The organism is Arcobacter denitrificans (SeqCode), assembly GCF_048571185.1.
Classification (GTDB): Bacteria; Campylobacterota; Campylobacteria; order Campylobacterales; family Arcobacteraceae; genus Arcobacter; species Arcobacter denitrificans.
This window is the reverse complement of the sequence record NZ_CP182350.1, coordinates 2,260,611-2,285,993: the sequence shown is the minus strand read 5'-3', so window position 1 is coordinate 2,285,993 and position 25,383 is coordinate 2,260,611. Positions and strand designations below refer to the sequence as shown.

Genomic DNA, 25,383 nt, shown 5'->3' with positions numbered 1-25,383 from the left:
TTTCCTTTTACCTATTCCAATTTTTATAATTAGTAAATGATGGATATTGGTCTAAAAACTCTTCTTTTTCAAAAGAAAATTTATAGTTCTCAACATAAGTTTTCAAAAGATTATATGCTTCATTTATCTCTTTAAACTTTTCATCACTTCCATCTACAGCGTCAGGATGATACTTTTTTGATAGTTTTAAATAGTTTTTTCTCAAACTCTTTTGATCAAGTTTAGTTAATATCCCTAAGCTGTCAACTGCATTTTGAAACTCTTCATAGTCCATTATATTATCCTAAATATGATAATAATACCAAAAAAATTTAAATACTTGTATAAATAATATTACTATCTTATAATTTAATTGCTTATTAAGACAAAAATTCCACATTTGAAAAATAATTAATTTTTTTAAGCACAGAGACATCTCTCCTGCTTTTCAAATTATAATAAGAAAAATATAATTTTATTTTTTATTTGATACACTTATTCTTAATAAGACAAACAAATAAAAAAAGATATACTTCAAAATAAATTTACAAGGATTAATATTTTTTATGGGCAATATAGACTATTTTTTTTCTAGACTAATACGATTTTCAATACTATTTTTTATACTTTATCTTATATTTACTAACTTTGGTACTTTTTTAATAGTTATCTCTGTTTTTGCAGTATTGATATTCTTTTTCATTTATACAAAAGTAAAAAAGATAAAAGAACAAGCAAAAACACAAGGCTTTGAGTTCCATTTTGATGGAAGAAACTTCAAACAAGGCAATAGTCAAGGCTTTAAGTTTAATTATGAAGATTTTCAAAAAGGTAATTTTCAAGCACAACCATCACATAATGAAGTTCAAAAAGCAAAAGACTTTTTTGGATTTTCAAGTGAACCAACACGTGAAGAGATAAAAAAAAGATATAAAGAACTAGCTAAAAAATATCATCCAGATATAAATGACCATGGAGATGATTTAATGCAGGAATTAAATCATCATAAAGATGTTCTTTTAAATATTTATAAATAGTTTAAAGAACAGGTAGCTTGTGTTTTTTTAAAACTAAACTATCACAATATTTTTGAAAAGTTATATGGGCTTCACTTGAAAGTGAACTTGTGTATAACTCTTCGCTATCCCACTCTTCATAAATCAAAAATTCATCATCACAATCATCAGATTTGTAAACTTCAAAATAAATACAACCCTTCATGTCTAATAATAAGTTTTTCAAAGTGTATAGTTTTTTTTCTAAATCTTTCTCTTTAGTTTTTCTTGCTAAATAGATTGTCTGTTTTATAATACTCAATATTTCTCCTAAATTAAAAAAGAAATGTATCAAATATATGATTAAGATAACTTAAGCTAATGGATCTTCACCACTCTCCCATGAAGATAGATACTTTTCAATCAGATGAAAATCCTCACCCCCATGTTGGGTAAACGTGATGTATTGATTACTACTTGGTATGTTGAACTCCTCACTTACAATACTCATATAAACTAAAGCTAACTCTCGCCTTTGCTCTATATTTCGACCTTCTCTAATATCTAAATCCATTAAACAAACCTCTTCTCCCATCTCAACTCTTCCAATAGATAAATTAAAAGGTTCATATTCTCTTATAGATATAGCTATATGGTAAGTTTGGGTATCCATTATTTTTGCAAAAGAATCTCTTATTTTTTTACAAAAACTTTTTTTTGTTTGATTACTTATTTTTTTGTTGATTTCAAATTGTAAGTGTGGCATATCAATCTCCTAAGTTTATAAAATTCTTACCAAATTATCTTTATATACAACTTTTATATAATTGGAATATGATACAATTTTACAAAGGAAATATATGTCAGAAATAAGCCAAAATATTAAAAACTTGAAAATCCTTTATGTTGAAGATGAACCAGAAGTTAGACAAAGACTTGAAAATCTACTTAAAAAAATTTCAGATTTTGTAGAAGTAGCCAAAGATGGGGAAGAAGCTTTTTTAAAAATTCAAGAAAACTTTGATAATGACACTCCTTATGAACTTATTATTACTGATCTTAATATGCCAAAATTAAATGGTATAGACATGGTAAAAAAAATCAAACTTCTTGATGATGATATTCCTATTATTTTAACAACTGCAGATAATGAAAAAGAGACTTTTTTAGAGTCTATTGAGTTGGGAGTTTCCGCATATATGGCAAAGCCTATAAATGTTGCAAAACTTTTTGAAAATATAAAAAAGATTGCACAAAAAATATATTATAAAAACCAGTTTTATAAAAAACAAAAAGAGTTAGAGACCTATACTAATATTATAGAAAGTGTTGCCGTAATATCAAAAACTGATTTAAATGGTATCATAACATATGTTGATGATGCTTTTTGTGATGTCACGGGATATACAAAAGAAGAGCTTATAGGACAAAACCACAATATAGTAAGACATCCAGAAAACCCAAAAGAGGTCTACAAAAATCTCTGGGATACTATTCAAAGTGGTAAAAACTGGGAAGGTAAAGTTAGGAATATAGATAAGAAAGGAAATTCTTGGTATGCTAAGTCTACTATTTTTCCAATATATGATGATAAAAATGAAAATATAATTGAATATATGGCTGTTAGGTTTATCGTAACAGATGAATATGAAGAGAAAAGAGAGCTAGCCTCAAAACTTATAAAAAATACAGTAACTCAAAAAAGTACTTTAAAAGAGAATGAAACTTTAAAAAGTCATATTCATTCACAAAATGACTCAATAAACTCATTAAAACAAAGAATTGAAAAACTATCTCTTCAAAAACAAAAACTTTTATCCCAGTTAAATGAATATGAAGAAAATAGTATCTACAAGAGTAGTGATAAAATGGGAGTTTTAAAGAAAAAAAGTGAAGAAATATCTTTAAAAAATAAAACTATTGAAAAACAAAAAAATGAAAAAAACAAACTCTTAGGCAAAATAGAAGAACTAGAACATATCCTTGAAGTAAAAGAAAATGCAGTAGAAACTTGCCATGAAAACATCACAAAATATAAAATCGAGCTTGGGAAACTAAAAAGAACTAAACAAACTGAAGATGATAAAGACGATAAAAAAGGCTTTTTTGGATAAAAGTCACTTCAATACATAGAGAATACACAAAAGAACTTTATAATTAGCCAAAGGAACAATATGAAATATTTTATACTTATTGGATTGGCAGTTATTACACTGTTATACACAGCATCATTTTCAAAAGATGATTCAATCAAACATAAAGTCTATCCTGAAAATAGCAAAAGTGCTTATTTTGCAGGAGGATGTTTTTGGGGAGTTGAGTATCATTTTGAAAAACAAACAGGAGTTTTAGATGCCATCAGTGGTTATATGGGCGGTACAGTTGAAAACCCTGATTATTATGGTGTAGTTCGTGGAAATACAGGACATTTAGAGAGTGTTCGAGTTGTCTATGACCCTAGTAAAACAAGCTTTGAAAAACTTGCCAAACTCTTTTTTGAAATTCATGATATGGAACAAACCAATGGACAAGGTCCAGATATAGGAAGTCAATATCTCTCAGCAATTTTTTACAATGATGAAAAAGAGAAACAAACATCACAAAAACTCATAGAACTGCTCACAAAAAAAGGCTACAAAGTAGCAACTTCTCTTAAAAAAGCAGATACATTTTACAGTGCAGAAGGTTATCACCAAGACTATTATCAAAGAAAAGGTTCATTACCCTATTGTCATGTTTATAAAAAGATTTTTGATTAAAGTTTTCAAAACATTGATTTCAAAATAGTTCAAGGTAAAAATATCAAAATATGAGAAGCATACTAAAGTATGTGACGAATATTTTTATATTTTTAACGTAGAAATATGAAGAAAGATGATGATTAAAAAAGGTTTTGAAAAGGTTTTTTGGTATAATCCCAATATGAATTTAGAAGAAAAACTTAAACAACTCCCCTCTGATGCAGGTGTATACCAATACTTTGATAAAGATGGACATCTTTTATATGTGGGAAAAGCAAAAGTTCTAAAAAATAGAGTAAAATCTTACTTTAAATTTACTCCCCACCTTAGACCTGCTGAAAAACTAGGTCCTAGAATTTATAAAATGATTAGTGAAGTAAAATCCTGTGAATGGATTGTAGTACCAAATGAACATGATGCACTAATCTTAGAAAATTCTCTTATAAAACAGTTAAAACCAAAATATAACATTCTTCTTCGTGATGATAAAACCTACCCTTATATTTATGTGGACTTAAATGAAGATTTTCCTAGACTTGAGATTACAAGAAAAGTTTTAAAAGGTGCCAATATAAAATATTTTGGTCCATATTCAACTGGAGCAAGAGATATCTTAGACTCTATTTATGAAACTTTTCCACTTGTGCAAAAAAAAGCTTGTATAAAAGGCAAAGAGGCTTGTCTTTTTTTTCAAATCAAAAAGTGCTTAGCTCCGTGTGAAAATAGAATAACAAAAGAAGAGTATGCCAAGATTTTAAACAACTCTATGGAATATATCTATAACAAATCAAAACTACTAACAAAACTAAAACAAAAAATGCAAGAGTATTCTGATGATTTTCGATTTGAAGAGGCTATGAAAATAAGAGATAGAATAAAAACCATAGAAAAATCAGAAATAAAAACAGGAATGGATTTAGCAACAAATGAAAATCTTGATATTTTTGCTATCAAAAATTCAAACACAAAAGCTGTAATTGTAAGAATGTTTATACGTGATGGGAAACTAGCTTCTTCCTCCCATGACTTTTTAAAAGTAAACCTTGAAGATAATGAAGAGTTTGATTTTAATGAAGCGTATAAAAGAACTTTAATAAACTACTACTCAAATGAGATGCCAATAATCCCAAAAGAGATCTTACTAGCTAATGAAATAGATGAATTAGAGGATATGGAAGAGTTTCTAAAAACAAAATTTTCTAAAAAAATAAATATAATAAGTCCAAAAGTTGGAAAGAAAAAAGACCTTATGGATATAGCTTTAAATAATTGTGATGAACTTTTAAGAATAGATAGTGCGAAAAGTTCCAATACACTTTATGAAGAGATACAAAAACTATTTAACTTAAATCAAACTCCTTTAAGAGTTGAAAGCTTTGATAACTCACATATGATGGGACAAGCTACAGTTGGAGCAATGGTTGTTTGGGATAATGATAAGTTTATAAAAGCTGATTTTAGACACTATAACTTAGAATCCCATGATGAATACTCACAAATGAGAGAGATGCTTATGCGAAGGGTTGAAAGCTTTGATAAAAACCCAGCACCTGATTTGTGGATAATTGATGGAGGAGCAACTTTACTTAAGCTTGCATACAACATTGTCCAATCAGTTGGAGTAAATCTTGATATTATTGCAATTGCAAAAGAAAAGATTGATTTTAAAGCTCATAGGGCAAAAGGAGCTGCAAAAGATATTGTACATTTTAAAGAAGCTGGAGAGTTTACATCCATAAAACTTCTAACATCAGATAAAAGACTACATTTTGTACAAAGACAAAGAGATGAAGCACATAGATTTGTTATAAACTATCACAAAAAACAAAAAAGAACAGAAGATAAACAAATTTCACTTTTAAACATAAAAGGTATAGGAGAAGCTAAAGTCAAAAAGTTACTTCTTTACTTTGGAACTTTTGAAAATATAAAAAATGCTACTATTGAAAATCTCAAAGAGGTTTTAAATGAAAAAGATAGTATTCTAATATCAAATCATTTTAATCAAAACTAAAATAACAAGGTTACGTTATTGTCTAAAATTATAATAAACAAAAAAAATTATTTTCATAATTTGGATATTATTTCAAAAAAAGCTGGCTCAAAAGATAAAGTTGCTGTTGTATTAAAAGATAATGCATACGGACATGGGATTTTAGAAATTTCTACTTTAGCAAAAGAATTTGGTATAAAAAAAGCCGTCGTAAAAAACCTTAAAGAAGCATTAAAAATCAAAGATTTTTTTGAAAACATTCTAATTTTGTCTGATAATAATATTACTACTTATTCACATACTTTTCACGTTGTTATTAATGATATTGAAAAAATATATCAACTCCCCAAAAATACGAACGTTCACCTAAAAGTTGACACAGGAATGCACAGAAATGGCATATCTAAAAATCAACTTAAAGAGGCTATTTTAGGGCTTTGTGGTCAAAACTTAAACTTAACTGGAATCATGACTCATCACAGAAGTGCGGATAAACTTTCTTGCGAATATTATTGGCAAAAAAGTGAATTTGAGCTTTTAAAAGAGGAAGTAATAAAAATATGTGAACAACTTTTCTTACCCCTTCCAATGTTCCATTCGTGTAACTCTGCAGCACTATTTAGAACTGCCAATTTTGATGAAGATTTTGCAAGAGTTGGAATAGCTAGTTATGGATACACAGAGAATGATTTGGCCTTTGATAAAATTGATTTAAAACCAGTTTTATCACTTTGGGGTGAAAAAATTTCCACAAGATCTATAAAGAAAAATCAAGCTGTTGGATATGGAGGAACATATATAACAAATGAAGATATTAAAATTTCCACATATGATATAGGCTATGGAGATGGTTTTTTAAGAATCAATGAAAATCAACACTATAAAACTCCAAAAGGATACAAAGTACTAGGAAGGGTTTCGATGGATAGTTTATCACTTAATAGTGAAGATAAAGAAGTTTGTATTTTTGATGATGCAAAACCATTAGCAAAAATACATAATACAATTTCTTATGAAATAACTACAACCTTAAGTACTGAATTAGAAAGGAAGGTAAAATGATTAAATACATCATATTGATTTTTTTAACTATTAATTTAGTTGCGCAAGAAGATATTTCACTTGAGAATGAAAACAATAAAATGACGCAAGAAATAAAAGATTATCAGGAAGCTGCACTAAATGACGATCCAGAAGCTTACTTTCAACTAGGAAAGATTTATTTTGAAGGTAAACATGTTTTTAAAGACTATCTAAAAGCCTTAGAATATTTTAGTGCTGCTTCGTATTTAGGGCATACACAAGGGACATATAATCTAGCACTTCTTTATCTAAGTCAAAAAACACCATTTCATGATGCCAAAAGAGCTTTATCTTACTTTCTAGAACTTGCAAGACAAGGTCATGCCCCATCACAAAATAGAGTTGGTATGTATTTAACTGCTGGGATAATTTTAGAAAAAGATTTCAAAGAAGCTGTAAAATGGTATGAAGCCTCTTCAAAACAAGGCTATATAAATGCCCAATGTAATTTAGCTTTTATGTATGCATCAGGAAAAGGTGTTTGGCAAAATATGGGTAGAGCCCATGCCTTTGCTAAACCTGGATATAAAAAAGGATATAAACTGTGTGTAAAAGTGTGGGAAGATTTTGATTTAGATAAATATCCTGAAGATAAAGGTTTTAAATTTAAATTTTATAATGAGCCTTAATCTAAATCTTTAAGCTCATACTCTATTTTTTCTTTGTCTAAATAGCTAGTAAACATAAAAAAGCTCTCTTCTAGTTTTTTCTCATCTTCTGAGGACAAAGATAATACAACTCTTCTCTGATTATTAACAAACTTTGGTAAAGAGGATAAATCTACACCTTCAGGTATTTTTTTCATAATATTAATAAGCTCACCCTCTCCACAAACAGCAGTCAAGGTTAATCTAAATTTTTTTATCTTATTTTGAACATAATGTTTATCAAGTGCTTCTATAATCATACTTTGACTCATAGAAGGGAAACCTGGAGTAAAAAAGAATCTATTCTCTAAATAAAACCCAGGGACATTATTTACTACATTTTTAAGTAATTTTGCATTTATAGGTAAATGTGACATTTCAATCCTATGAGGATATGCTTCATCGCCAAATTGATTGATAATTAGATCTTTTGCCTTTTCGTGATATTGTGTTTGTCCATCAGTAAAAACTTCAGCTGCTATTTGCCTTGTATAATCATCAGGGGTAGCTCCAATGCCACCAAAACAAAACATTACAGAGTTTTCATCAGCTTTGATTAATCTAAAGATGTTTTTCATCAAATCTGTATCATCTTCAATTACAAATGATGCCTTATGAGTCCATCCTCTTTTAAGAAGTTCTTTATTTAAAAAAGAGAAATGAGCATCACTACGACGCCCATTTAATAACTCTGTTCCAATAATAACTGAGTAAAAATTAAAATCTTTTTGCATTATATTCTTGATTGTATAAAGTCATCTATTTCATTTACTATCTCTTCAATAGTTCGTTCACCATTGATTTTTTGCAAAAGATTTTTTCTGCAATAAAATTCTTGTATCTCAGATAAAGGTTCAGTATAAACTTTCATTCTATTGTTAAATACTTCCACGTTATCATCAGCACCTCTTGCCCGTCCTAAAACTCTGTCACAAGCTACTTCTTGTGAAACTTCAATTTCAATAACATTTACTAATTCAACTTCAGTTTCATTTACTAAATACTTGTTAAGCTCATTCATTTGTTCAAAACTTCTTGGGTAACCATCTATAATTACGACGTTTGTTGAAGCTTTTTTGATTGCGTACAAAATTGTCTCAATAGCTATATCAATAGGTACTATATCACCTACACTAATATATTTATCAATTATTTTTCCTCTTTCGCTTCCGCTTGTTACTTCTGCTCTAAACATGTCTCCAGTTGAATAGTGAGTGATATTATCATGTTTTGTTGCTATTAATTCTGCATCTGTAGTTTTACCACTTCCAGGTGCTCCAATAATTAAAAATAGTTTTTTCATTTATACCCTTAGTTCAATTTAAGTGAGGTGATTATATCCAAATTGATTTAAAATTTTTATTTGTTATTAAAAGCTTTTTATATACAATACACAAAAACTAAGGAAAGTAAACTATGAATTTAATGCTATTTGGTGCACCAGGAGCTGGTAAAGGAACACAAGCAAAATTTTTAATTGAAAAATATGGTATTCCACAAATCTCAACAGGAGATATTTTAAGAGCAGCTATTGCTGATAAAACAGATATGGGAATGGAAGCAAAAAAATTCATGGACGAAGGAAAATTAGTTCCTGATTCAACTATTATTGGTATTATAAAAGATAGATTGGCTGAAGATGACTGTAAAAAAGGTTTTATTCTTGATGGTTTCCCAAGAACATTAGCTCAAGCACAAGCTTTAGATGGACTAATAGCAACTATGGAAATATCACTTGATAAAGTAATCTCATTAAATGTTCCAGATGAACTAATTGTTGGAAGAATTACAGGAAGAAGAGTATGTTCTAAATGTGGAGCTTCATTTCATGTAGAGTTTAATCCATCAAAAGAAGAAAATATATGTGATTATTGTGAGGGTGAATTGATTATTAGAAAAGATGACAATGCAGAGACTGTAAAAAGTAGACTTGAGGCATATCATGCACAAACAGCACCTCTAATTGATTTTTATACTGATATGGGTGTATTTGTTGAACTTGATGGAACAAAAGATGTTTCAGAAGTAACTAAAGATATGCTTCAAGCACTTTAATAAATCATTTTATAAAACAAAAAAAGGGCAAAGTTTAAAATTTTGCCCTTTTTTTACTACAACTATCAAAAACTTTTAACTTTGAAAACTTGCACCACTTTGTTTTCTTCTTTGATAATAAGGCTTATCAATTACTATCTCTTTTTGTTTCTCTTTTCTCCTTGTATCTTTTTCTACAAATATTTTCTTTCTAGTAACTGGATCTAGTTCAGTATAATACATAACACTTGAATATGTTCCTGGAGTTGGAGTAAATACTTGGGCTTGCTCTGGATTCATCTTTAATTCGTGTTTTGTAAAATGTTTAAGTTCATGCATATCTTTTTCTTCACATCCTGGATGTGCTGCTATTAAATAGTATGTTAAAAACTGCTGTTTTCCAGCCTCTTTATTTAGTCTGTCATACATTTTTTTGAACTCAATTAAAGGTTGTTTCCCTGGTTTTCCCATGAGTTTTAAAACCCTATCAGAAGTATGTTCAGGTGCTACTTTCATCTGTCCTGATATGTGATGGTTTACAAGTTCTTTTAAATACTCGTATCCATGTTTTTTATCAGCACTTATAAAATCATATCTAAGTCCAGAAGCCACAAAGGCCTTTTTTATACCAGGAACTTTTCTAATATTTTGTAAAAGTTTCAAGTGTCTTGAGTGATCTACTTTCATAACTTTACATAGACGGTCAAAATCTACACATCTTATATCGTCACAAGTACCTTTTTTGAGCTTTTTTCCACACTCATAACCATACATATTTGCGGTTGGTCCCCCAACATCAGAAATTACTCCTTTAAAATCTTTATAGCTAGTAAACTCTTTTGCTTCTTTTAAAATATTGGCTTCACTTCTTGTTCGTATTGTTCGTCCTTGGTGAACTCCAATAGCACAAAAGTTACACTCTCCCCAACATCCATGATGTGTTTGTATAGAAAACTTTACAGTCTCTAAACATTTTACTTTACCTTCTGGTACATGATATGGATGTAATTCCCGAATATACTTAAAGTCTGCAATATAATCCATCTCTTTTTCATCTAAGTAATCACAAGGTGGATTTTGGATTAAATATCTATTATCTATTTGTTGGCAAAGTCCATTTGCATTGATGGGGTCATTATTTTGATAAAAATGGTCAAACAAATCTATATATTTATTTTTGTCTTTTAAACACTCATCATGACTAGGAAGTTCAATATAATCTTCATTTGGCTCTTTAGAGATATAACAAATTCCCCTAACCTCTCTTGGATCCTCATTATTTGCTAAAGCATTTGTAAAATCTCTAATTGCTATTTCACCCATGCCATATATAAGATAATCAGCTTTTGCATCAAATAAAATTGGCTTTTTTAATTTATTTGCCCAATAATCATAATGGCTTACTCTTCTAAGACTTGCTTCTATCCCACCAAGTACAATTGGAACTGTATTTTTAAAGTGTCTTCTGATTAGATTTGTATAAACTAAAGTTGCTCTATCTGGTCTTTTATTGTTTTTTCCACCAGGTGTATAATCATCACTATTTCTAAACTTTTTTGTTGCTGTGTAGTTTGAAACCATAGAGTCAATACTTCCACCACTAACGCCCCAGTAAAGTTTAGGCTCTCCAAGTCTTGTAATATCATCATTATCTAAATTTGGTTGTCCTATTATTCCTACTTTAAAACCTAAATCTTCAAGTATTCTTCCAACAACTGCAACACCAATAAATGGAGAATCAATATATGCATCTCCTGAGATTAGGATTACATCTAGTTGTTCCCAACCTAGTTTTTCCATCTCTTCTTTTGTAGTAGGTAAAAACATCTTATTCCTCTTTTTTAGAGGCTATCTTATCGGAAAGAACAAATAAATCAGAAAACCAATTGTATGAGTAAATATCTGAATGTATAACTTCCATATTATTTGCATTTGACCATGTATTATATACTTCATAATTTATACTACTATCAACTATAATATATTTTATATTTTTATCTTTACTTAATCTAAAAACTTCAGTAAATTTTGGACCACTTAATACACTATTTTCAGCCCTGTAATATCTAACATCAAATCTTCTTAAAAAGTAATCTAGTTTATTGTTAAATACCATAACGGCATTTGTTGAATAAAAAAGTGTATCTTTAAGTCTTAAGAAGATTCTATCTAATTCTCTCATCAAGGTTTCATGATTTGATTCAAAATACTCTTTATTGTCAGGGTCATTTTTAATTAATGTTTGAAGCATGACTTTTGTAACTTCTCTTACTCTTAAAGGGTCTAGCCAAAAGTAAGGATTTTCTTTGCCATCAGTATAAAGCATCTCTACATTTTTACTAGTATCTACTACTTTAATTTCATCATTAAATCCAAGCAGTTTTTTGGCATATGCTTTTTCTGAAGGAAGTCCTATTGTAAAATAGACTGCTGAATAAGCAAATTTTCTAAAATGTACATGGGGTAGTTCTTTTGTAAAGTTAACATTTTCATAAATAGTTTTAACTTTTATTTTACTTTGCCCGATTCTCTCTAAAAAGAATTTTTGTGGCTCAATTGTTACTGTGTATGTAACTCTTGCTAAAAGTGAAGATGATAAAAGGATTAGTAGTAATATAAACTTTTTCATTATTGTAGTTTATAAAAAAGAAGTTAAAACTTCCTTTTTATAAAAAACTAATATCCTTAGATATTAGCTTGTTTTCTGATTCTTATGCTTAACTCTTTTAGTTGTTCATCATCAACAACACTTGGAGCTTTTGTCATAAGACATTGTGCTCTTTGAGTTTTAGGGAAAGCTATAACATCTCTAATAGAATCTGTTCCAGCTAAAAGCATAATCATTCTATCAAGTCCCATAGCAAAACCACCATGTGGAGGTGCACCAAATTGTAGTGCATCAAGTAAGAATCCAAATTTTTCTTGTGCCTCTTCTTCACTTATTCCCATTAAAGAGAAAACTTCATTTTGAATATGCTCTTTATGGATTCTTATACTTCCACCACCTAATTCTGTACCATTTAATACAATATCATAAGCAATTGATTCAATCTCTTCAAGATTTTCTTTATTTAAATCTTTTGGCATAGTAAATGGATGATGTAGTGCTTTGATTTTTCCATCTTCAACTTCAAACATTGGAAAGTCTACAACCCACACAAACTCAAATGCATCTTCAGGGATGATATCCATTTGCTCTGCTAAATAAAGTCTAAATCTTCCCATATAATCCCAAACTACCTTTTTGTGTCCAGCACCAAAGAATACAACATCTCCAACTTCTAATTGTGTTACTTTTACAATCTCTTCTAAGTCAGCTTCACTAAAGAATTTTGTTAATGGACCTTTTAATCCATCCTCTTTCATTTGGAAGTAGCCTAAACCTTTAGCTCCAAATTTTCTAACATAATCCTCAAAACCTTTCATTTGTCTTTTAGAGAATATATTATCTCCATTTGGACATTTAATTGCTTTGATTCTATTGTGTGCTTTGTCTTTTGCAATATCTGCAAAGATTTCATTTGTACTATTAGCAAAGATATCAATTACATCTACCATAGGCATATCAAATCTTAAATCAGGTTTATCACTTCCATATGTTTCCATTGCCTCAGAATAAGTCATTCTTGGGAAAGTTTCTGGAACATCTTTACCACAAGCTTTAAATGTATCATGGATAAGTTTTTCAGCTACTTTGATAACATCTTCTTGAGTACAAAAACTCATTTCAACATCTATTTGTGTAAACTCTGGCTGTCTATCAGCTCTTAAATCTTCATCTCTAAAACATTTTGCAATTTGGAAATATTTATCAAAGCCACTTACCATAAGTAGTTGTTTAAATAGTTGTGGAGATTGAGGAAGTGCATAAAACTCGCCACCATGAACTCTTGATGGAACTAAATAATCCCTTGCACCCTCTGGAGTAGATTTTGTTAATATTGGTGTTTCAACATCTAAAAAGTCTAGTTCATTTAAACAGTTTCTAATAGCAATATTTGCAGTACTTCTTAATTTAAAAATATCATAAGATTTTGTTGTTCTAAGTTCTAAAAATCTATTTTTTAATCTGATTTCTTCATTTACTTTTTCATCACCTAAATCAAATGGCATAGGTTTTGATCTATTTTCAATGATTAAATTACTTAATATAATCTCTATTTTCCCAGTAACTAAGTTTGGGTTTTCTAAGCCCTCACCTCTTTGTCTTACTTTTCCTGTTGCAATTAGAACAAATTCATCTCTAACTTTTTCTGCAACTTCTAAGGCATCTTTACAATCAACAGGATCAGCAACAAGTTGTACTAATCCACCCTTGTCTCTTAAATCAATAAAAATAATACCACCATGATCTCTTCTACTATTTACCCAACCAGCAACAGTAACTTCTTGACCAATAAGTGATTCAGTAACTTCTGTACAATAATGCGTTCTCAATTCATGCTCCAAAACAGGGCATTAGCCCTTTATAAATTATCCGCGATTATATCTAAAAGTTGTTAAGAGTTTTTTTAAAGTGTTAGTTATGTTCCAATTTTTTGAAACTAGCTTCAGTACTGTAGTACAAATATGTATTATAAAGCACTTCATTATTTACAATGTTATTTTTAATCAAAGCATCTCTATTTTTAGAAAATAGATAATCAATACCAATTAAAGTTGAATAATTTACCCAATTATACTTCACATCTGTATCAAGTAAAGTTAGTAATTCTGTAAGTCTTTCATCTGTATTTTCAATGGAATTAGCAAAAAATAAATTTAATCTATCTTCATATTGTGTTAGAGATAAAATCAATGGATCAAAATTTTGTTGAGTAGTCATAATAGCACCATTTTTAGTCTCATATGCATATAATTGAGAAAGAATAATTGATGCTTTTACAATTGTAGTATTTAACATTAGGTTTGTATGATTTAAGCTCTCATTAGTAACAATTTTTTTAAAATTATTATTACTTTGTAATATTTTTTGATTTACAATCACTTGAGGGACAAGTCCTTCATAAATATTTTTTAATCTATAACCAATACTAGAGTCTTCATAAAACTGACTATTACTTCCATTTGATAACTCTAAAAGCTTTTTCATCTGATTTTCATATGAAATTGCCCCATAAATAAAGTTAGGCGTACTTTTATAATAAGACTCACTCTTACTTATAAGTGGGAAATATATCTTCATATTACTAACAGAAGAGATATTATTTATCGTTGCTAAAGAGTTTTTTGTAAATAGAGCTATTACTTTTTTGTATCCTTTATTTTTTACTTCATTTAAAGTATTATATATATTTTCAACACTTTCATCTTCACTATCAAAAGATTCAATTTCAAATTTACTATTTTGAAAAAGTAAATATCCTATAACACTATTTATAGTGCTATTTCCATACTTTCCAACAACTTTTGAAGGAAAAACAACTGCTATTCTAAAGTTTCCATCTTCACTTAGCTCCTCATTATTTGAATGCACGGGAGTGGTTTTTATATAAGTATAAGATGTACTTTGTACTTTTTCATTTGTATTATTAGATTTTGGTAAATTTATCTCTTTGTTATTACAAGCAGTAAATAAAAAAAGTATCGCTACAATAAGGTAAAATTGTTTCACATCTGCTCCATAATGGCTTTAATTTTTAATAAATCTTCATATGCTTCAGCTTTTGATGAAGGGTTTCTTAGAAGATAATTTGGTTCATAAGTGCATATAATATCCAAATCATTATTACGTATAACTTTACCTCTGATTTCACTAAAAGGTGTAGTGTCATTAGTAAAATACCTATATACACTCTCTCCTAAAACCACAATAAGTTTTGGTTTAATTAGTTCAATTTGTTTATCCAAGTAGGATTTACAGTAATTTACATGTTCATGTTTTATTTCACTATTAGGAGAAATACATTTAACTATATTAGAAATATAAACATCTTCACAATCTACTTTTAAAACTTTTTCAATCATATTTTTTAGTAAATCTCCTGATTTGCCCACATAAAATACTCCACATTCATCTTCACTAATAGTAGGAGACTCTTTTAAAAACATTATATTTGAATCTATATTCCCACTTCCAAATAATACATTTTCACGATATTTTGAAAGTTGACATAGGTAACAGTTTTTTACTAATTCTTCTAATTTATTAATATCATTTGGCAACTCTACTTGTTCATTATTACTATTTTGAAAATTAATATTCTGACCATATTCATAACCAATTGATTTTAAGAAATTGAGCTGATAGAGTAATCTATTTTGTAATATTTTTGTCATATGAGATTGTACATAATTATCCCTTTTTTTATAATTTGTTCAAATAATTGGAACAAATTAAACAAAATACTTGACATTTGTTCCAAATAATTATACAATTTTAAAAGTAAGATACTTCATAGGATTAATTATGACTGCACCTAGTTTAAGAAAATTGGAAAATGATTTAAATATAAATAAAACAACATTACATAATTGGAAGAAAAGTAGACCTAAACTTTTTGAATTTATAATTGATTCATATAAAGATAAAGAGATGTTAAAAAAGAATTTAAATCTTTTAATTCAACAAAAGAAAATATTGGAAGAGGAGATTAGTTTAACACAACAAAGGGTAATGGAAGAAGTTTAGTACTTATTTTTATGGAGCTTTAGTTTTTTTGCATACTTTTAAATTGCGCTAGCATAAAACTAGGCTTCATAGATATAAGTATTAAGATAGAATTTTTGAATCATCAAAAATAATTTTATGACGACCTTCGTGTTTTGCTTTATAAAGTAGTATATCTGCATATTTTATAGCATCTTCATATGAATTGTATTTTGATCTAAAAGATACTCCTGCTGAAAAACTAACTTTTATTTTAGTATTTTCATTATATATAAATTTGTGGCTATCAACTATTTCTTTGACTCTTTTTATATATTTAAAAACTTCATCTTCTTTAGTATAGTTTATCAAGGTAACAAATTCTTCACCACCATATCTACAAATCACATCTTCTTCTCTCATCATTTTTTTCAATATAGTAGAAAATGTTTTTAAAACAACGTCGCCACAATCGTGTCCATAAGTATCATTTATCTCTTTAAAGTTATCAATATCAATATATATAAGTGCATAATCAGAATTAAAAGTAATATATCTATTCTCGACTTTTAAAATAACTGAGGTATACCCTCTTCTATTTAGCACGCCAGTTAAAAAATCTGTATCTTTTTCAACTTTTAATTTTTCTAAATCTTTTTGTAGTTTTTTAATATTCTTATCAAGCTTACGACACTCTTCTTTTCCTCTAGCTAACTCTACTTTTGAATCACCTAGATTAGTTTCTAAGTCATAAATAACATCTGATAGTTTCGCATGTAAAAGCTTCATCTCTCTATTTGAGTGTTCTGATATTTCAAGTGAGGCTAAATCACCTTTAATATTTTCTATTTTTTCACTTGAGTTATTGCTAACTATAAGTGATTTTTCATATTCTTTAAGCAGTAATGATATAAATTTTTTCATATCTTCTGATTTTGATTTAAGTGTTGATCTATCTAAATCTACTCTTTCATTGGTAATATTTAGTAGTTTATTTATCATTGAATCTTCATCAAGTTTTTCAGGGTTTTTCATTAAGTCAAATATAACTTCTTCTATTTTATGATAAATTGTTTGATTTATTGAAGGTTTTAGTAATTCGGGTAAGTAGGTTATAAATTTTAGTATTTCTATATTTTGAAGTTGAGATTTTGTATTACTTAATAGTTCTTTTGAAATAAAACTTGAACTAGAATTTGATTGTTCTATCTCTTCTAATTCTTGTAAATTATCAATATCTTTTTGCATAATTTGTCCATTACTAATATAATTGAGAAGATTATATCAGTTAGTTTTTAAAATAAGCTAAAAAAAAGAAAGTATCAATTTGATACCTTCTTATTCCTTAACTATTTGTATCTGTGAGTAATTCTACCCTTATCCAACGAATAAGGAGTAATTTCTACTTTTACCTTATCATTTGGTAAGATTTTTATGTAGTGCATTCTCATTTTTCCAGAGATATGGCATAAAACCACATGTCCGTTATTATCCAATTCAACTCTAAACATTGCATTTGGTAAAGCTTCAATTACTTTACCATCAATTACAATTACATCATCTTTTGCCACATTTTTTCCTTCTATGCATCGCTTAAAATTACTGCTTTTCCATCTATTACAGCAACTGTATGTTCATAATGACTAGTTCTTAATCCATCTTTTGATACAACATCCCAACCATTGTCTAAAATAACAGGTTCTCTATCTTTTTGACAAACCATTGGTTCCAAACAAAATACCATCCCATTTTTTATTTTTGGTCCAGATTTAATATTTGGTGTTTCTACATAATTTGGAATTTCAGGTTCAGTATGGGGTTTTTTCCCAATACCATGCCCACAGAATCTTATTAACGGTTGATATCCTCTTTGTACAATAAATTGCTCTATTGCATAAGATAACTCTTTAAATCTCATACCTTCTTTTATAATATCAATAGCATAATATAATGCATCTTTTGAACAAGCAATTAATTCCTCGTCCTCTTTTGATATTTTTCCAACAGGCATAGTAATGGCAGCATCACCATACCAACCATCAATTTCAGTACCTATGTCTAAACCTAAAATATCACCCTCTTGTAGAACAGTATTCGATGGTATACCATGAATAACAACTTCATTTAGAGAAGTACATACTGCATTAGGGAAACCATAAAGGCCTTTAAATGAAGGTCTAGCACCTAAACTGGTTATAAAATCGTCACCCAGAGCATCAACTTCTAATAAAGTCATGCCTGGTTTAACTTTTTCTCTTAGATAATTTAAAGTCTTCCCAACTACATTTGAAGCAGTTCGAAGCTTTTCTATCTCATTTTGTTTTCTTAATGGAATTGCCATGATTTTTATAAACCAACTGCACTTAATGTTTCATATTTATTCATATACTGTTGTGCTTCGATTTTTCTCATAGTATCAATTGCTACTTGAACAACAATAAGTACCGCAACACCACCAAAATAAAATGGTACGCCCATAGACTTAACTAAAAGCCAAGGCACAGTAGATATTGCTCCTAAATATAAAGCTCCCCAAAATGTTAATCTACTTGCTGTTTCATTTAAAAAGTCTGCTGTTCCTTCTCCTGGTCTAATCCCCGGAATAAAACCACCTTGCTTTTTTAAATTCTCAGAAATATCTTTAGCATTGAAAGTAATTGATGCATAAAAAAATGCAAAGAAAACAACAAATAAGAACATTAAGAAATTAAATGTATAACTTGTTGGACTCAAAAAGTCTGAAAGGGTCAATAACATTTTGTTTTGACTACCTTGTAAAATCGTAGCTGGGAACATCAATATTGCAGAAGCAAAAATTGCTGGAATTACACCACTTAAATTAACTTTAATAGGAATATAATTCATTACCCTTTTATTTTGAGATTGCATCATAACTTTTCTAGAATATGAAACAGGAACTCTTCGCTCCCCTAACTCAACATAAATAATAGCTCCAACAGTTGCCAAAATAATAATTAGTATTGCAAGAACTGTTAAGAAATTCATTTGCCCATTATTAACTAAATCAATAGTACCACCAATTGCACTAGGAATTGCCGAAACGATACCTGCGAAAATAATTAATGAAATACCATTTCCTATACCTTTTTGTGTGATTTGTTCACCAATCCACATCAGAAGCATAGTTCCTGTTAACATTGAGATTGCAGAGACTGCAACAAATGTATCCATATCAATTGAGATTGCACTTTGACCCGCTTTACCTGTTAAAGAATTAAGACCCATTGATACACCAACTGCTTGAATTAAAGTAATTACAATAGTTGCATATCTGATAATTTGCATATATTTTTGCATACCATCACGTTCTTTTTTCATTTTACCAAGGCCAGGGAAAGTTGCTGCTAGAAGCTCCATAATAATCGAAGCTGTAATGTAAGGCATAATACCAAGTGAAATAATAGACAATCTTTCAATTGCATTTCCACTAAACATATTAACTAGACCTAATGCATTATTTGCATTTGAGTCGAAAAACTCTTTCACTACGTCAATATTTACACCAGGTACTGGCACGTATGCCAATACTCTGTATAGAAATATAAAACCTAATGTAATAAGAATCTTATTTATTAGATCTTTACTCATGGTTATTTACCAGTTGTAGTAACGTTTTCGTCTTTAATCTTAGAAGTTAGGTCTTTTGCACAAGCCCCAACTAATTTAACTTTTGTTACTGATTTTGATAATTTATACACAGATTTTATAGTCTCTAATGTAATTTCACTTAACTCAGCAACTTGTTTAACTCTATCAACGTTAATTGAATAAGGTTTAGTTACTCTTGATGTAAAACCGGTTTTAGGAAGTCTTTTTTGGATTGGCATTTGCCCACCTTCAAAACCTCTTTTTATTTTGTAACCAGATCTTGCTTTTTGACCTTTATTACCTTTACCGGCAGTTTTACCTGTACCACTACCTTGTCCTCTTCCAACTCTTTTAACATTTTTTGTACTACCATCTGCTGGTTTTAAACTTTCTAATGTCATTGTTTATCCTTTTATTCTAGCTAAAGCTTCAACTGTAGCTTGCACTAAGTTGTTAGGATTATTTGAACCTAAAGATTTTGCAATAATATCTTTAACTCCAGAAAGCTCAAGAACTGGTCTTGCCGCACCACCTGCGATAAGCCCTGTACCTTCAGATGCTGGTTTTAATAATATTTTAGAAGCATTATATTTATGCTCAATATCATGTGCAATTGTTGTCCCGTGAATAGAAACTTTTACTAAAGATTTAAATGCATCATCTAAAGCTTTTTTAATTGCATCTGGAACTTCTTTTGCTTTACCCATTCCAAATCCTACTGTACCGTTTTTATCTCCAACAACAACTAGAGCTGTAAATCTGAATCTTCGTCCACCCTTTACAACTTTTGTTACTCTTCCGATTTTAACGATTGCTTCTTGAAAATCTTCTCTATTTACTGCTGCCATCATTAACCCTTATAATTTGATACCATTATCTCTTAGTGCTTCTGCAAATGCAGCAATTACACCATGATATAGGTAACCATTTCTATCAAATACAACTGTATCAATCCCAGCAGCTTTTAAATTTTCAGCAAATTGTGCTGCAACTTTTACTGCATTATCTTTATTAACTCTTAAATCTAGTGCTTGAGAACTAACCGAAGCCAGTGTAACACCTTCAACATCATTAATTGCTTGTGCACTTAAATATTTGTTCGATTTAAAAATTGAAACTCTTGGCTTAGAAGCAGTTCCAGAAATTGTTCCTCTAACTCTTCTTCTTCTTTTAATTCTTAAAGAATTTTTTTTAGCTATATCTTTTGCTCTACTCATTCTTTACACCTTACTTCTTAGCAGTTTTTCCGGCTTTTCTAACGATATGTTCGTCAGTATACTTAACACCTTTACCTTTGTAAGGTTCTGGTTTTCTGTAGCCTCTAATAATTGCAGCAGCTTGACCAACTTGTTGTTTGTCAGCACCTTTTACGTGAATTAAGTTTTTCTCAACTGTGATATCTAATCCATCAGCGATTTCATAGTTAATTGGGTGAGAATATCCTAATTGTAACTCTAATACTTTACCTTTTACAGCAGCTCTGTAACCAACACCATTGATTTCTAAAGATTTACTAAATCCTTCACTTAAACCAACAATTGCATTACTTAATAAAGCTCTATAAGTTCCCCAGAAAGCTGATGATTCTTTTGCTTCACCAACTTTTCCTAAAACTACACTGTTATTTGCAATTTCTACAGAAACTCTACCGTGAGTCTCTACTGAAGAAGTTTTGTTACCTTTTTTTACATTGATAACTGTTCCATCAACTGTAACTTCTACACCTGATGGGATTACGATAGGTTGTTTTCCAATTCTTGACATTTTCTAACTCCCTACCAAACAGTACATAGTACTTCACCACCAACTTTTGAAGCGAAAGCTTCATCGTTAGCAATGATACCTTTGTTTGTAGAAACAATGATTGTACCATATCCGTTTTTGAAATTTTTAAGCTCAGAAGAACCTTTATAAACTCTTCTTCCACCTTTAGAAACTCTTTTAATCTCATTGATTGCAGAAGTTTCTTTTTCATCATATTTTAATGCAACTTGAATAGTTTTTTTATTATTTACACCATCAACAACTTTGAAAGAGTCTATATAACCCTTTGCCTCTAATACTGTTAGGATACCTACAACTGTATTAGAATGTAACAAAGTAGTAACTTCAAGTTTTCTCAATGCTGCATTTCTAATTCTAGTTAAAGCATCTGCGATTATATCATTCATCATAGCTTTATTTCCTTACCAACTAGCTTTTCTAACACCAGGTAATAAACCTTCGTTAGCCATTTTTCTTAAACAAATTCTACAAAGACCAAAGTCTTTATAAACTGAATGTGGTCTTCCACATACTGAACATCTTGTATATGCTCTAACAGCGAACTTAGGAGTTCGTTGTTGTTTCATAATCATTGATTTCTTAGCCATTATTCTCTACCTTTTGTAAATGGAATTCCTACTAATTCTAATAATCTATAAGCTTCTTTATCAGAAGCAGAAGATGTAGTAATAGAAATATTCATACCATGAGTTTTAATAATGTTATCGTATTCAACTTCTGGGAACATTAATTGCTCGTTAAGACCAAAGTTAAAGTTACCTCTTCCATCAAAACCATTTCTGTCAAGACCTAAAAAGTCTTTTACTCTTGGTAATGCAACTGAACATAATTTGTCCACGAATGCATACATATTTTCACCTCTAAGTGTAACTTTTACACCTACTGGCATACCTTCTCTTACTTTAAAACCAGCAACTGATTTTTTAGCAATAATTTGCACAGCATGTTGTCCGGCAATTAAAGAGATAGTATCTTGAATATTTTGCATCAACTTAGTATCTTTCATTGCTTCACCAGCACCAACAGAGATAACTACTTTTTCTAACTTAGCAGTTAACGTTTTGTTTTTAGGAAACTCAGTTTCTAAAACTGGTTTAATCTCTGCATTATATCTTTCTTGTAATCTGTTTGCCATCTTACTCACCTTCTACTTTTGCTACATTTGAGATATCAATTGGCATCTCTTTGTTTACAAAACCACCATTAGGGTTTTTATCTTGATCAGGCTTAACAGTTTTTTTAGCTACTTTACAATCTTTTACGATAACTTGTAACTTAGATGGGATAACTTGTAAAACTTCACCAGTTTTACCTTTATCATCACCTGCGATGATTTTAACTGTATCACCTTTTTTGATTTTTAATTTAACCGCCATATTATAATACCTCCGGTGCAAGTGAAACGATTTTCATGAAACCTGAATATCTAACTTCTCTAGCAACTGGTCCAAAAATTCTTGTTCCAATTGGTTCTTTTTTAGTATCAAGGATAACTGCTGCATTATCGTCAAATCTGATTAATGAACCATTTTCTCTTTGAACTTCTTTATGAGTTCTAACAACAACAGCTTTAACAACTTGACCTTTTTTAACTTTTCCAGTAGGAATAGCTTTTTTAACAGAAGCAACGATTACGTCACCAACTGTTGCGTATCTTCTTTTAGAACCACCTAAAACTTTGATACACATGATCTCTTTTGCACCTGTGTTGTCTGCTACATTTAATCTAGTAAAACTTTGAATCATTATTTAACTCCTGTAGCTACAATTGTCTTTAATCTAAAAGATTTAGTTTTAGATAAAGGTCTACACTCAATAGCAATTACAGTGTCACCTTCAGCTAATTCATTTTTTTCATCATGAACTAAATATTTTTTAAATCTCTTTACAGTTTTGTGATATTTTGGATGTAAAACATATCTTGTAACTACTACAGAAGCAGTTTTATCTCCAGATTTTTTTACCACTACACCTTGAATCTCTCTTTTATGCGTACTCATACTACAGATCCTTACTTAGCTTTTACTGCAGTAATAGCTGTTTGAATTTTTGCGATATCTTTTTTCGCAACATTTAATTCAGATGTATTAGTCAACTGCATAGTTTTTAGCTTAGCTTTTAATTCAAAAAGAAGCACCTTTTTCTCTTTTAATAACTCGTTTAGCTCTTGTAAGCTTTTATCTTGGATATCAGAATAAGTCATTTTCACTCTCTTTAGTTACAATTTTACATTTGAATGGTAATTTGTGAATTGCTAAAGTTAATGCTTTTCTAGCAACTTCTTCACCTACACCAGCCATTTCGAAACATACTCTACCTGGCTTAATGTTCATTACCCATTTATCTACTGGACCTTTACCTTTACCCATTCTTGTTTCTAATGGTTTAGCAGTAAGTGGTTTAGCAGGAAATACACAAATCCATACTTTACCTTGTCTTTTGATAGCTCTTGTCATAGCAATTCTGGCAGCTTCAATTTGTCTAGAATCAATTCTTCCATGTTCTAAAGCTTTGATACCAATATCACCATATGCTAAAGTATTGGCTCTCATAGATTTACCTCTATTTCGACCCTTCATTACTTTTCTGTATTTTGTTCTTTTAGGCATTAACATAATTATTTACCTCTTTTCTTTGTTGGTCTTCTTTTTGGTTTAGAAGTTTCTTCTCTTTCAACTGGAATACCTTTTGCAAGTACTTCACCTTTGAATATCCAAACTTTTACACCAACACAACCATATGTAGTATGTGCTTCAGCAAAACCATAATCGATTCTAGCTCTTAAAGTATGTAAAGGAACTCTTCCTTCTAAGTACCACTCAGTTCTAGCCATTTCAGCTCCACCAAGTCTACCAGAAACAGAAACTTTAATTCCTTTAGCTCCACCTTTGATTGCATTTTGCATAACTCTTTTCATAGCTCTTCTAAATGCAACTCTTCTTTCTAATTGTTGAGCAACATTTTCAGCAGCTAACTGTCCAGAAAGTTGAGGCTTTCTCTCTTCTTTAATGTTAACAGCGATATCTTTACCAACTAATTTAGTTAAAGAATTTTTTAATTTCTCAACGTCTGCACCTTTTTTACCAATAATGATACCAGGTCTAGCAGCAACGATTGTTACTCTTACTTTTTTAGCTGTTCTTTCAATTAAAGTTTGAGCAATTCCTGCATAGTAAAGCTCTTTTTTAACGAATTTTCTAATTTTGCTATCTTCTGCAATATTAGAAGGCATGTTTGAAAATTTTGGAAACCATCTTGATTCCCAGTTTCTGTTGATACCTAATCTTAAACCAATTGGATTAACTTTTTGACCCATTACTTATCTCCTTTAGGTGCAGCTTCTACTTCAATCATAATATGTGCAGTTGGCTTATGCTTTGGAGAAGCAGAACCTCTTGCTCTTGGAGTAAATCTTTTAAGTACTGGACCTTTGTCAACTCTTGCAGATGTAATAATTGCATCTTCTGCTTCTAAACCAGAATTTGCAACTGCAGAAGCGATAACTTTTGAAATTAATCCAGCAGCTTTGTTAGGTGTAAATTCTAAAGATGCTATAGCATACTCTGCATTCATACCTTGAACTTCTCTAGCAATAAGTCTTGCTTTGATTGGAGAAACTCTAATAAATCTTAATATAGCTTTACCCATCTTATCCTACCTTCTTCTGAACAGAGCCTTTATGACCCTTAAAAGTTCTAGTTGGTGCAAATTCACCTAATTTATAACCTACGTGGTTCTCTGTAATATTTACAGGTACAAAGTTTCTTCCATTGTGCACATTAAAAGATAACCCAATCATATCAGGTAAAACTGTTGATCTTCTTGACCAAGTTTTAATTGGTTTTCTATCTTTAGTTTCAACAGCTTTGATAACTTTCTTCATTAAGTGCGCGTCTATAAATGGACCTTTTTTTACTGATCTTGACAT

37 protein-coding genes are annotated in these 25,383 nt (G+C 29.8%); 8 read left to right on the top strand and 29 right to left on the bottom strand.

Annotated elements, in window-relative coordinates; all coding sequences use genetic code 11:
- Window positions 1-7: 7 nt before the first annotated feature.
- A complete protein-coding gene (locus ACNI28_RS11520) occupies window positions 8-274 on the bottom strand; it encodes a DnaJ domain-containing protein (RefSeq protein ID WP_419764386.1) in 267 nt (88 codons plus the stop codon).
- A gap of 271 nt (window positions 275-545) precedes the next feature.
- On the opposite strand from ACNI28_RS11520, the gene ACNI28_RS11515 reads away from it, so the two are divergent.
- The gene (locus ACNI28_RS11515) at window positions 546-1,016 is read left to right on the top strand and encodes a J domain-containing protein (RefSeq protein WP_419764385.1); all 471 of its coding nucleotides are present in this window, start codon (window positions 546-548) and stop codon (window positions 1,014-1,016) included.
- A 1-nt stretch (window position 1,017) separates the two neighbouring features.
- On the opposite strand, the gene ACNI28_RS11510 is transcribed toward ACNI28_RS11515, so the two are convergent.
- Complete coding sequence (locus ACNI28_RS11510) at window positions 1,018-1,296, bottom strand: antibiotic biosynthesis monooxygenase family protein (protein WP_419764384.1); 279 nt, start codon at window positions 1,294-1,296, stop codon at window positions 1,018-1,020.
- A 51-nt stretch (window positions 1,297-1,347) separates the two neighbouring features.
- A complete protein-coding gene (locus ACNI28_RS11505) occupies window positions 1,348-1,740 on the bottom strand; it encodes a tautomerase (RefSeq protein WP_419764383.1) in 393 nt (130 codons plus the stop codon).
- Between the two features lie 94 nt (window positions 1,741-1,834).
- Between ACNI28_RS11505 and ACNI28_RS11500 the strand changes: the two genes are divergently transcribed.
- The 5 genes from ACNI28_RS11500 (at window position 1,835) to ACNI28_RS11480 (ending at window position 7,420) form a co-directional block, all read left to right on the top strand.
- Window positions 1,835-3,088 (top strand): response regulator, encoded by a 1,254-nt coding sequence (locus ACNI28_RS11500; protein WP_419764382.1) that lies wholly within the window; start codon window positions 1,835-1,837, stop codon window positions 3,086-3,088.
- A 60-nt stretch (window positions 3,089-3,148) separates the two neighbouring features.
- The gene (msrA, locus tag ACNI28_RS11495; protein ID WP_419764381.1) at window positions 3,149-3,733 is read left to right on the top strand and encodes a peptide-methionine (S)-S-oxide reductase MsrA; all 585 of its coding nucleotides are present in this window, start codon (window positions 3,149-3,151) and stop codon (window positions 3,731-3,733) included.
- Between the two features lie 163 nt (window positions 3,734-3,896).
- The gene (gene uvrC / locus ACNI28_RS11490; protein ID WP_419766474.1) at window positions 3,897-5,729 is read left to right on the top strand and encodes an excinuclease ABC subunit UvrC; all 1,833 of its coding nucleotides are present in this window, start codon (window positions 3,897-3,899) and stop codon (window positions 5,727-5,729) included.
- An 18-nt stretch (window positions 5,730-5,747) separates the two neighbouring features.
- Window positions 5,748-6,770, top strand: coding sequence for an alanine racemase (locus tag ACNI28_RS11485; protein ID WP_419764380.1), 1,023 nt, complete (start codon window positions 5,748-5,750; stop codon window positions 6,768-6,770).
- A complete protein-coding gene (locus ACNI28_RS11480; protein ID WP_419764379.1) occupies window positions 6,767-7,420 on the top strand; it encodes a tetratricopeptide repeat protein in 654 nt (217 codons plus the stop codon). The genes ACNI28_RS11485 and ACNI28_RS11480 overlap by 4 nt, the downstream gene beginning before the upstream one ends.
- On the opposite strand, the gene ACNI28_RS11475 is transcribed toward ACNI28_RS11480, so the two are convergent.
- A complete protein-coding gene (locus ACNI28_RS11475) occupies window positions 7,417-8,172 on the bottom strand; it encodes a competence/damage-inducible protein A (protein ID WP_419764378.1) in 756 nt (251 codons plus the stop codon). The two genes, ACNI28_RS11480 and ACNI28_RS11475, sit on opposite strands and share 4 nt — an antisense overlap.
- Window positions 8,172-8,741, bottom strand: a complete 570-nt coding sequence (locus tag ACNI28_RS11470; RefSeq protein WP_419764377.1) for an adenylate kinase — start codon at window positions 8,739-8,741, stop codon at window positions 8,172-8,174. Before ACNI28_RS11470 ends, ACNI28_RS11475 begins: the two co-directional genes overlap by 1 nt.
- A 113-nt stretch (window positions 8,742-8,854) precedes the next feature.
- Here ACNI28_RS11470 and ACNI28_RS11465 point away from each other — a divergent pair, with 113 nt between their 5' ends.
- The gene (locus ACNI28_RS11465; RefSeq protein ID WP_419764376.1) at window positions 8,855-9,493 is read left to right on the top strand and encodes an adenylate kinase; all 639 of its coding nucleotides are present in this window, start codon (window positions 8,855-8,857) and stop codon (window positions 9,491-9,493) included.
- Window positions 9,494-9,568: 75 nt separating this feature from the next.
- Here ACNI28_RS11465 and ACNI28_RS11460 read toward each other — a convergent pair whose 3' ends face one another.
- From ACNI28_RS11460 to ACNI28_RS11440, 5 genes are all read right to left on the bottom strand, one after another.
- Complete coding sequence (locus ACNI28_RS11460; RefSeq protein ID WP_419764375.1) at window positions 9,569-11,299, bottom strand: YgiQ family radical SAM protein; 1,731 nt, start codon at window positions 11,297-11,299, stop codon at window positions 9,569-9,571.
- A 1-nt stretch (window position 11,300) separates the two neighbouring features.
- Window positions 11,301-12,101: a metal ABC transporter solute-binding protein, Zn/Mn family gene (locus ACNI28_RS11455; RefSeq protein WP_419764374.1), complete on the bottom strand. Its 801-nt coding sequence runs from the start codon at window positions 12,099-12,101 to the stop codon at window positions 11,301-11,303.
- 56 nt (window positions 12,102-12,157) lie between these two features.
- On the bottom strand, window positions 12,158-13,909 hold the full coding sequence (gene aspS / locus ACNI28_RS11450) for an aspartate--tRNA ligase (protein ID WP_419764373.1): 1,752 nt from the start codon (window positions 13,907-13,909) through the stop codon (window positions 12,158-12,160).
- Between the two features lie 82 nt (window positions 13,910-13,991).
- The gene (locus ACNI28_RS11445) at window positions 13,992-15,086 is read right to left on the bottom strand and encodes a hypothetical protein (protein WP_419764372.1); all 1,095 of its coding nucleotides are present in this window, start codon (window positions 15,084-15,086) and stop codon (window positions 13,992-13,994) included.
- Complete coding sequence (locus ACNI28_RS11440; RefSeq protein ID WP_419764371.1) at window positions 15,083-15,751, bottom strand: uracil-DNA glycosylase; 669 nt, start codon at window positions 15,749-15,751, stop codon at window positions 15,083-15,085. The genes ACNI28_RS11445 and ACNI28_RS11440 overlap by 4 nt, the downstream gene beginning before the upstream one ends.
- Before the next feature lie 130 nt (window positions 15,752-15,881).
- Between ACNI28_RS11440 and ACNI28_RS11435 the strand changes: the two genes are divergently transcribed.
- On the top strand, window positions 15,882-16,103 hold the full coding sequence (locus ACNI28_RS11435; protein ID WP_419764370.1) for a hypothetical protein: 222 nt from the start codon (window positions 15,882-15,884) through the stop codon (window positions 16,101-16,103).
- An 81-nt stretch (window positions 16,104-16,184) separates the two neighbouring features.
- Here ACNI28_RS11435 and ACNI28_RS11430 read toward each other — a convergent pair whose 3' ends face one another.
- The 19 genes from ACNI28_RS11430 to rpsS all read right to left on the bottom strand — a co-directional run bounded on the left by ACNI28_RS11430 (window position 16,185) and on the right by rpsS (window position 25,383).
- A complete protein-coding gene (locus tag ACNI28_RS11430; protein ID WP_419764369.1) occupies window positions 16,185-17,309 on the bottom strand; it encodes a GGDEF domain-containing protein in 1,125 nt (374 codons plus the stop codon).
- Window positions 17,310-17,410: 101 nt separating this feature from the next.
- The gene (infA, locus tag ACNI28_RS11425) at window positions 17,411-17,632 is read right to left on the bottom strand and encodes a translation initiation factor IF-1 (RefSeq protein WP_013134930.1); all 222 of its coding nucleotides are present in this window, start codon (window positions 17,630-17,632) and stop codon (window positions 17,411-17,413) included.
- A gap of 11 nt (window positions 17,633-17,643) precedes the next feature.
- The gene (gene map / locus ACNI28_RS11420; protein ID WP_419764368.1) at window positions 17,644-18,402 is read right to left on the bottom strand and encodes a type I methionyl aminopeptidase; all 759 of its coding nucleotides are present in this window, start codon (window positions 18,400-18,402) and stop codon (window positions 17,644-17,646) included.
- Window positions 18,403-18,407: 5 nt separating this feature from the next.
- Complete coding sequence (gene secY / locus ACNI28_RS11415) at window positions 18,408-19,670, bottom strand: preprotein translocase subunit SecY (protein WP_419764367.1); 1,263 nt, start codon at window positions 19,668-19,670, stop codon at window positions 18,408-18,410.
- Between the two features lie 2 nt (window positions 19,671-19,672).
- A complete protein-coding gene (gene rplO, locus ACNI28_RS11410) occupies window positions 19,673-20,071 on the bottom strand; it encodes a 50S ribosomal protein L15 (protein ID WP_419764366.1) in 399 nt (132 codons plus the stop codon).
- Window positions 20,072-20,074: 3 nt separating this feature from the next.
- Window positions 20,075-20,518, bottom strand: coding sequence for a 30S ribosomal protein S5 (gene rpsE, locus ACNI28_RS11405; protein ID WP_013134926.1), 444 nt, complete (start codon window positions 20,516-20,518; stop codon window positions 20,075-20,077).
- A 9-nt stretch (window positions 20,519-20,527) separates the two neighbouring features.
- Entirely contained in the window at window positions 20,528-20,887 is a 360-nt protein-coding gene (gene rplR / locus ACNI28_RS11400; RefSeq protein ID WP_419764365.1) for a 50S ribosomal protein L18, read from the bottom strand.
- Window positions 20,888-20,897: 10 nt separating this feature from the next.
- The gene (gene rplF, locus ACNI28_RS11395; RefSeq protein WP_419764364.1) at window positions 20,898-21,434 is read right to left on the bottom strand and encodes a 50S ribosomal protein L6; all 537 of its coding nucleotides are present in this window, start codon (window positions 21,432-21,434) and stop codon (window positions 20,898-20,900) included.
- Between the two features lie 11 nt (window positions 21,435-21,445).
- Window positions 21,446-21,844, bottom strand: a complete 399-nt coding sequence (gene rpsH / locus ACNI28_RS11390; RefSeq protein ID WP_298754350.1) for a 30S ribosomal protein S8 — start codon at window positions 21,842-21,844, stop codon at window positions 21,446-21,448.
- A gap of 12 nt (window positions 21,845-21,856) precedes the next feature.
- A complete protein-coding gene (locus ACNI28_RS11385) occupies window positions 21,857-22,042 on the bottom strand; it encodes a type Z 30S ribosomal protein S14 (RefSeq protein ID WP_013134922.1) in 186 nt (61 codons plus the stop codon).
- Entirely contained in the window at window positions 22,042-22,590 is a 549-nt protein-coding gene (gene rplE / locus ACNI28_RS11380) for a 50S ribosomal protein L5 (protein WP_298754347.1), read from the bottom strand. The genes ACNI28_RS11385 and rplE overlap by 1 nt, the downstream gene beginning before the upstream one ends.
- Before the next feature lies 1 nt (window position 22,591).
- On the bottom strand, window positions 22,592-22,831 hold the full coding sequence (gene rplX, locus ACNI28_RS11375) for a 50S ribosomal protein L24 (protein WP_419764363.1): 240 nt from the start codon (window positions 22,829-22,831) through the stop codon (window positions 22,592-22,594).
- Window position 22,832: 1 nt separating this feature from the next.
- On the bottom strand, window positions 22,833-23,201 hold the full coding sequence (gene rplN, locus ACNI28_RS11370; protein WP_298754343.1) for a 50S ribosomal protein L14: 369 nt from the start codon (window positions 23,199-23,201) through the stop codon (window positions 22,833-22,835).
- Window positions 23,201-23,455, bottom strand: a complete 255-nt coding sequence (rpsQ, locus tag ACNI28_RS11365) for a 30S ribosomal protein S17 (RefSeq protein WP_298754342.1) — start codon at window positions 23,453-23,455, stop codon at window positions 23,201-23,203. The genes rplN and rpsQ overlap by 1 nt, the downstream gene beginning before the upstream one ends.
- 11 nt (window positions 23,456-23,466) lie before the next feature.
- Window positions 23,467-23,658 carry a 50S ribosomal protein L29 gene (gene rpmC, locus ACNI28_RS11360; RefSeq protein WP_298754340.1) on the bottom strand — a complete coding sequence of 64 codons (192 nt, stop codon included), beginning with the start codon at window positions 23,656-23,658 and terminating at the stop codon, window positions 23,467-23,469.
- Window positions 23,645-24,070 carry a 50S ribosomal protein L16 gene (gene rplP / locus ACNI28_RS11355; protein WP_419764362.1) on the bottom strand — a complete coding sequence of 142 codons (426 nt, stop codon included), beginning with the start codon at window positions 24,068-24,070 and terminating at the stop codon, window positions 23,645-23,647. Before rplP ends, rpmC begins: the two co-directional genes overlap by 14 nt.
- Before the next feature lie 2 nt (window positions 24,071-24,072).
- The gene (gene rpsC / locus ACNI28_RS11350; protein WP_419764361.1) at window positions 24,073-24,771 is read right to left on the bottom strand and encodes a 30S ribosomal protein S3; all 699 of its coding nucleotides are present in this window, start codon (window positions 24,769-24,771) and stop codon (window positions 24,073-24,075) included.
- Window positions 24,771-25,103 (bottom strand): 50S ribosomal protein L22, encoded by a 333-nt coding sequence (rplV, locus tag ACNI28_RS11345; protein ID WP_419764360.1) that lies wholly within the window; start codon window positions 25,101-25,103, stop codon window positions 24,771-24,773. Before rplV ends, rpsC begins: the two co-directional genes overlap by 1 nt.
- 1 nt (window position 25,104) lies before the next feature.
- Complete coding sequence (gene rpsS, locus ACNI28_RS11340; protein WP_419764359.1) at window positions 25,105-25,383, bottom strand: 30S ribosomal protein S19; 279 nt, start codon at window positions 25,381-25,383, stop codon at window positions 25,105-25,107.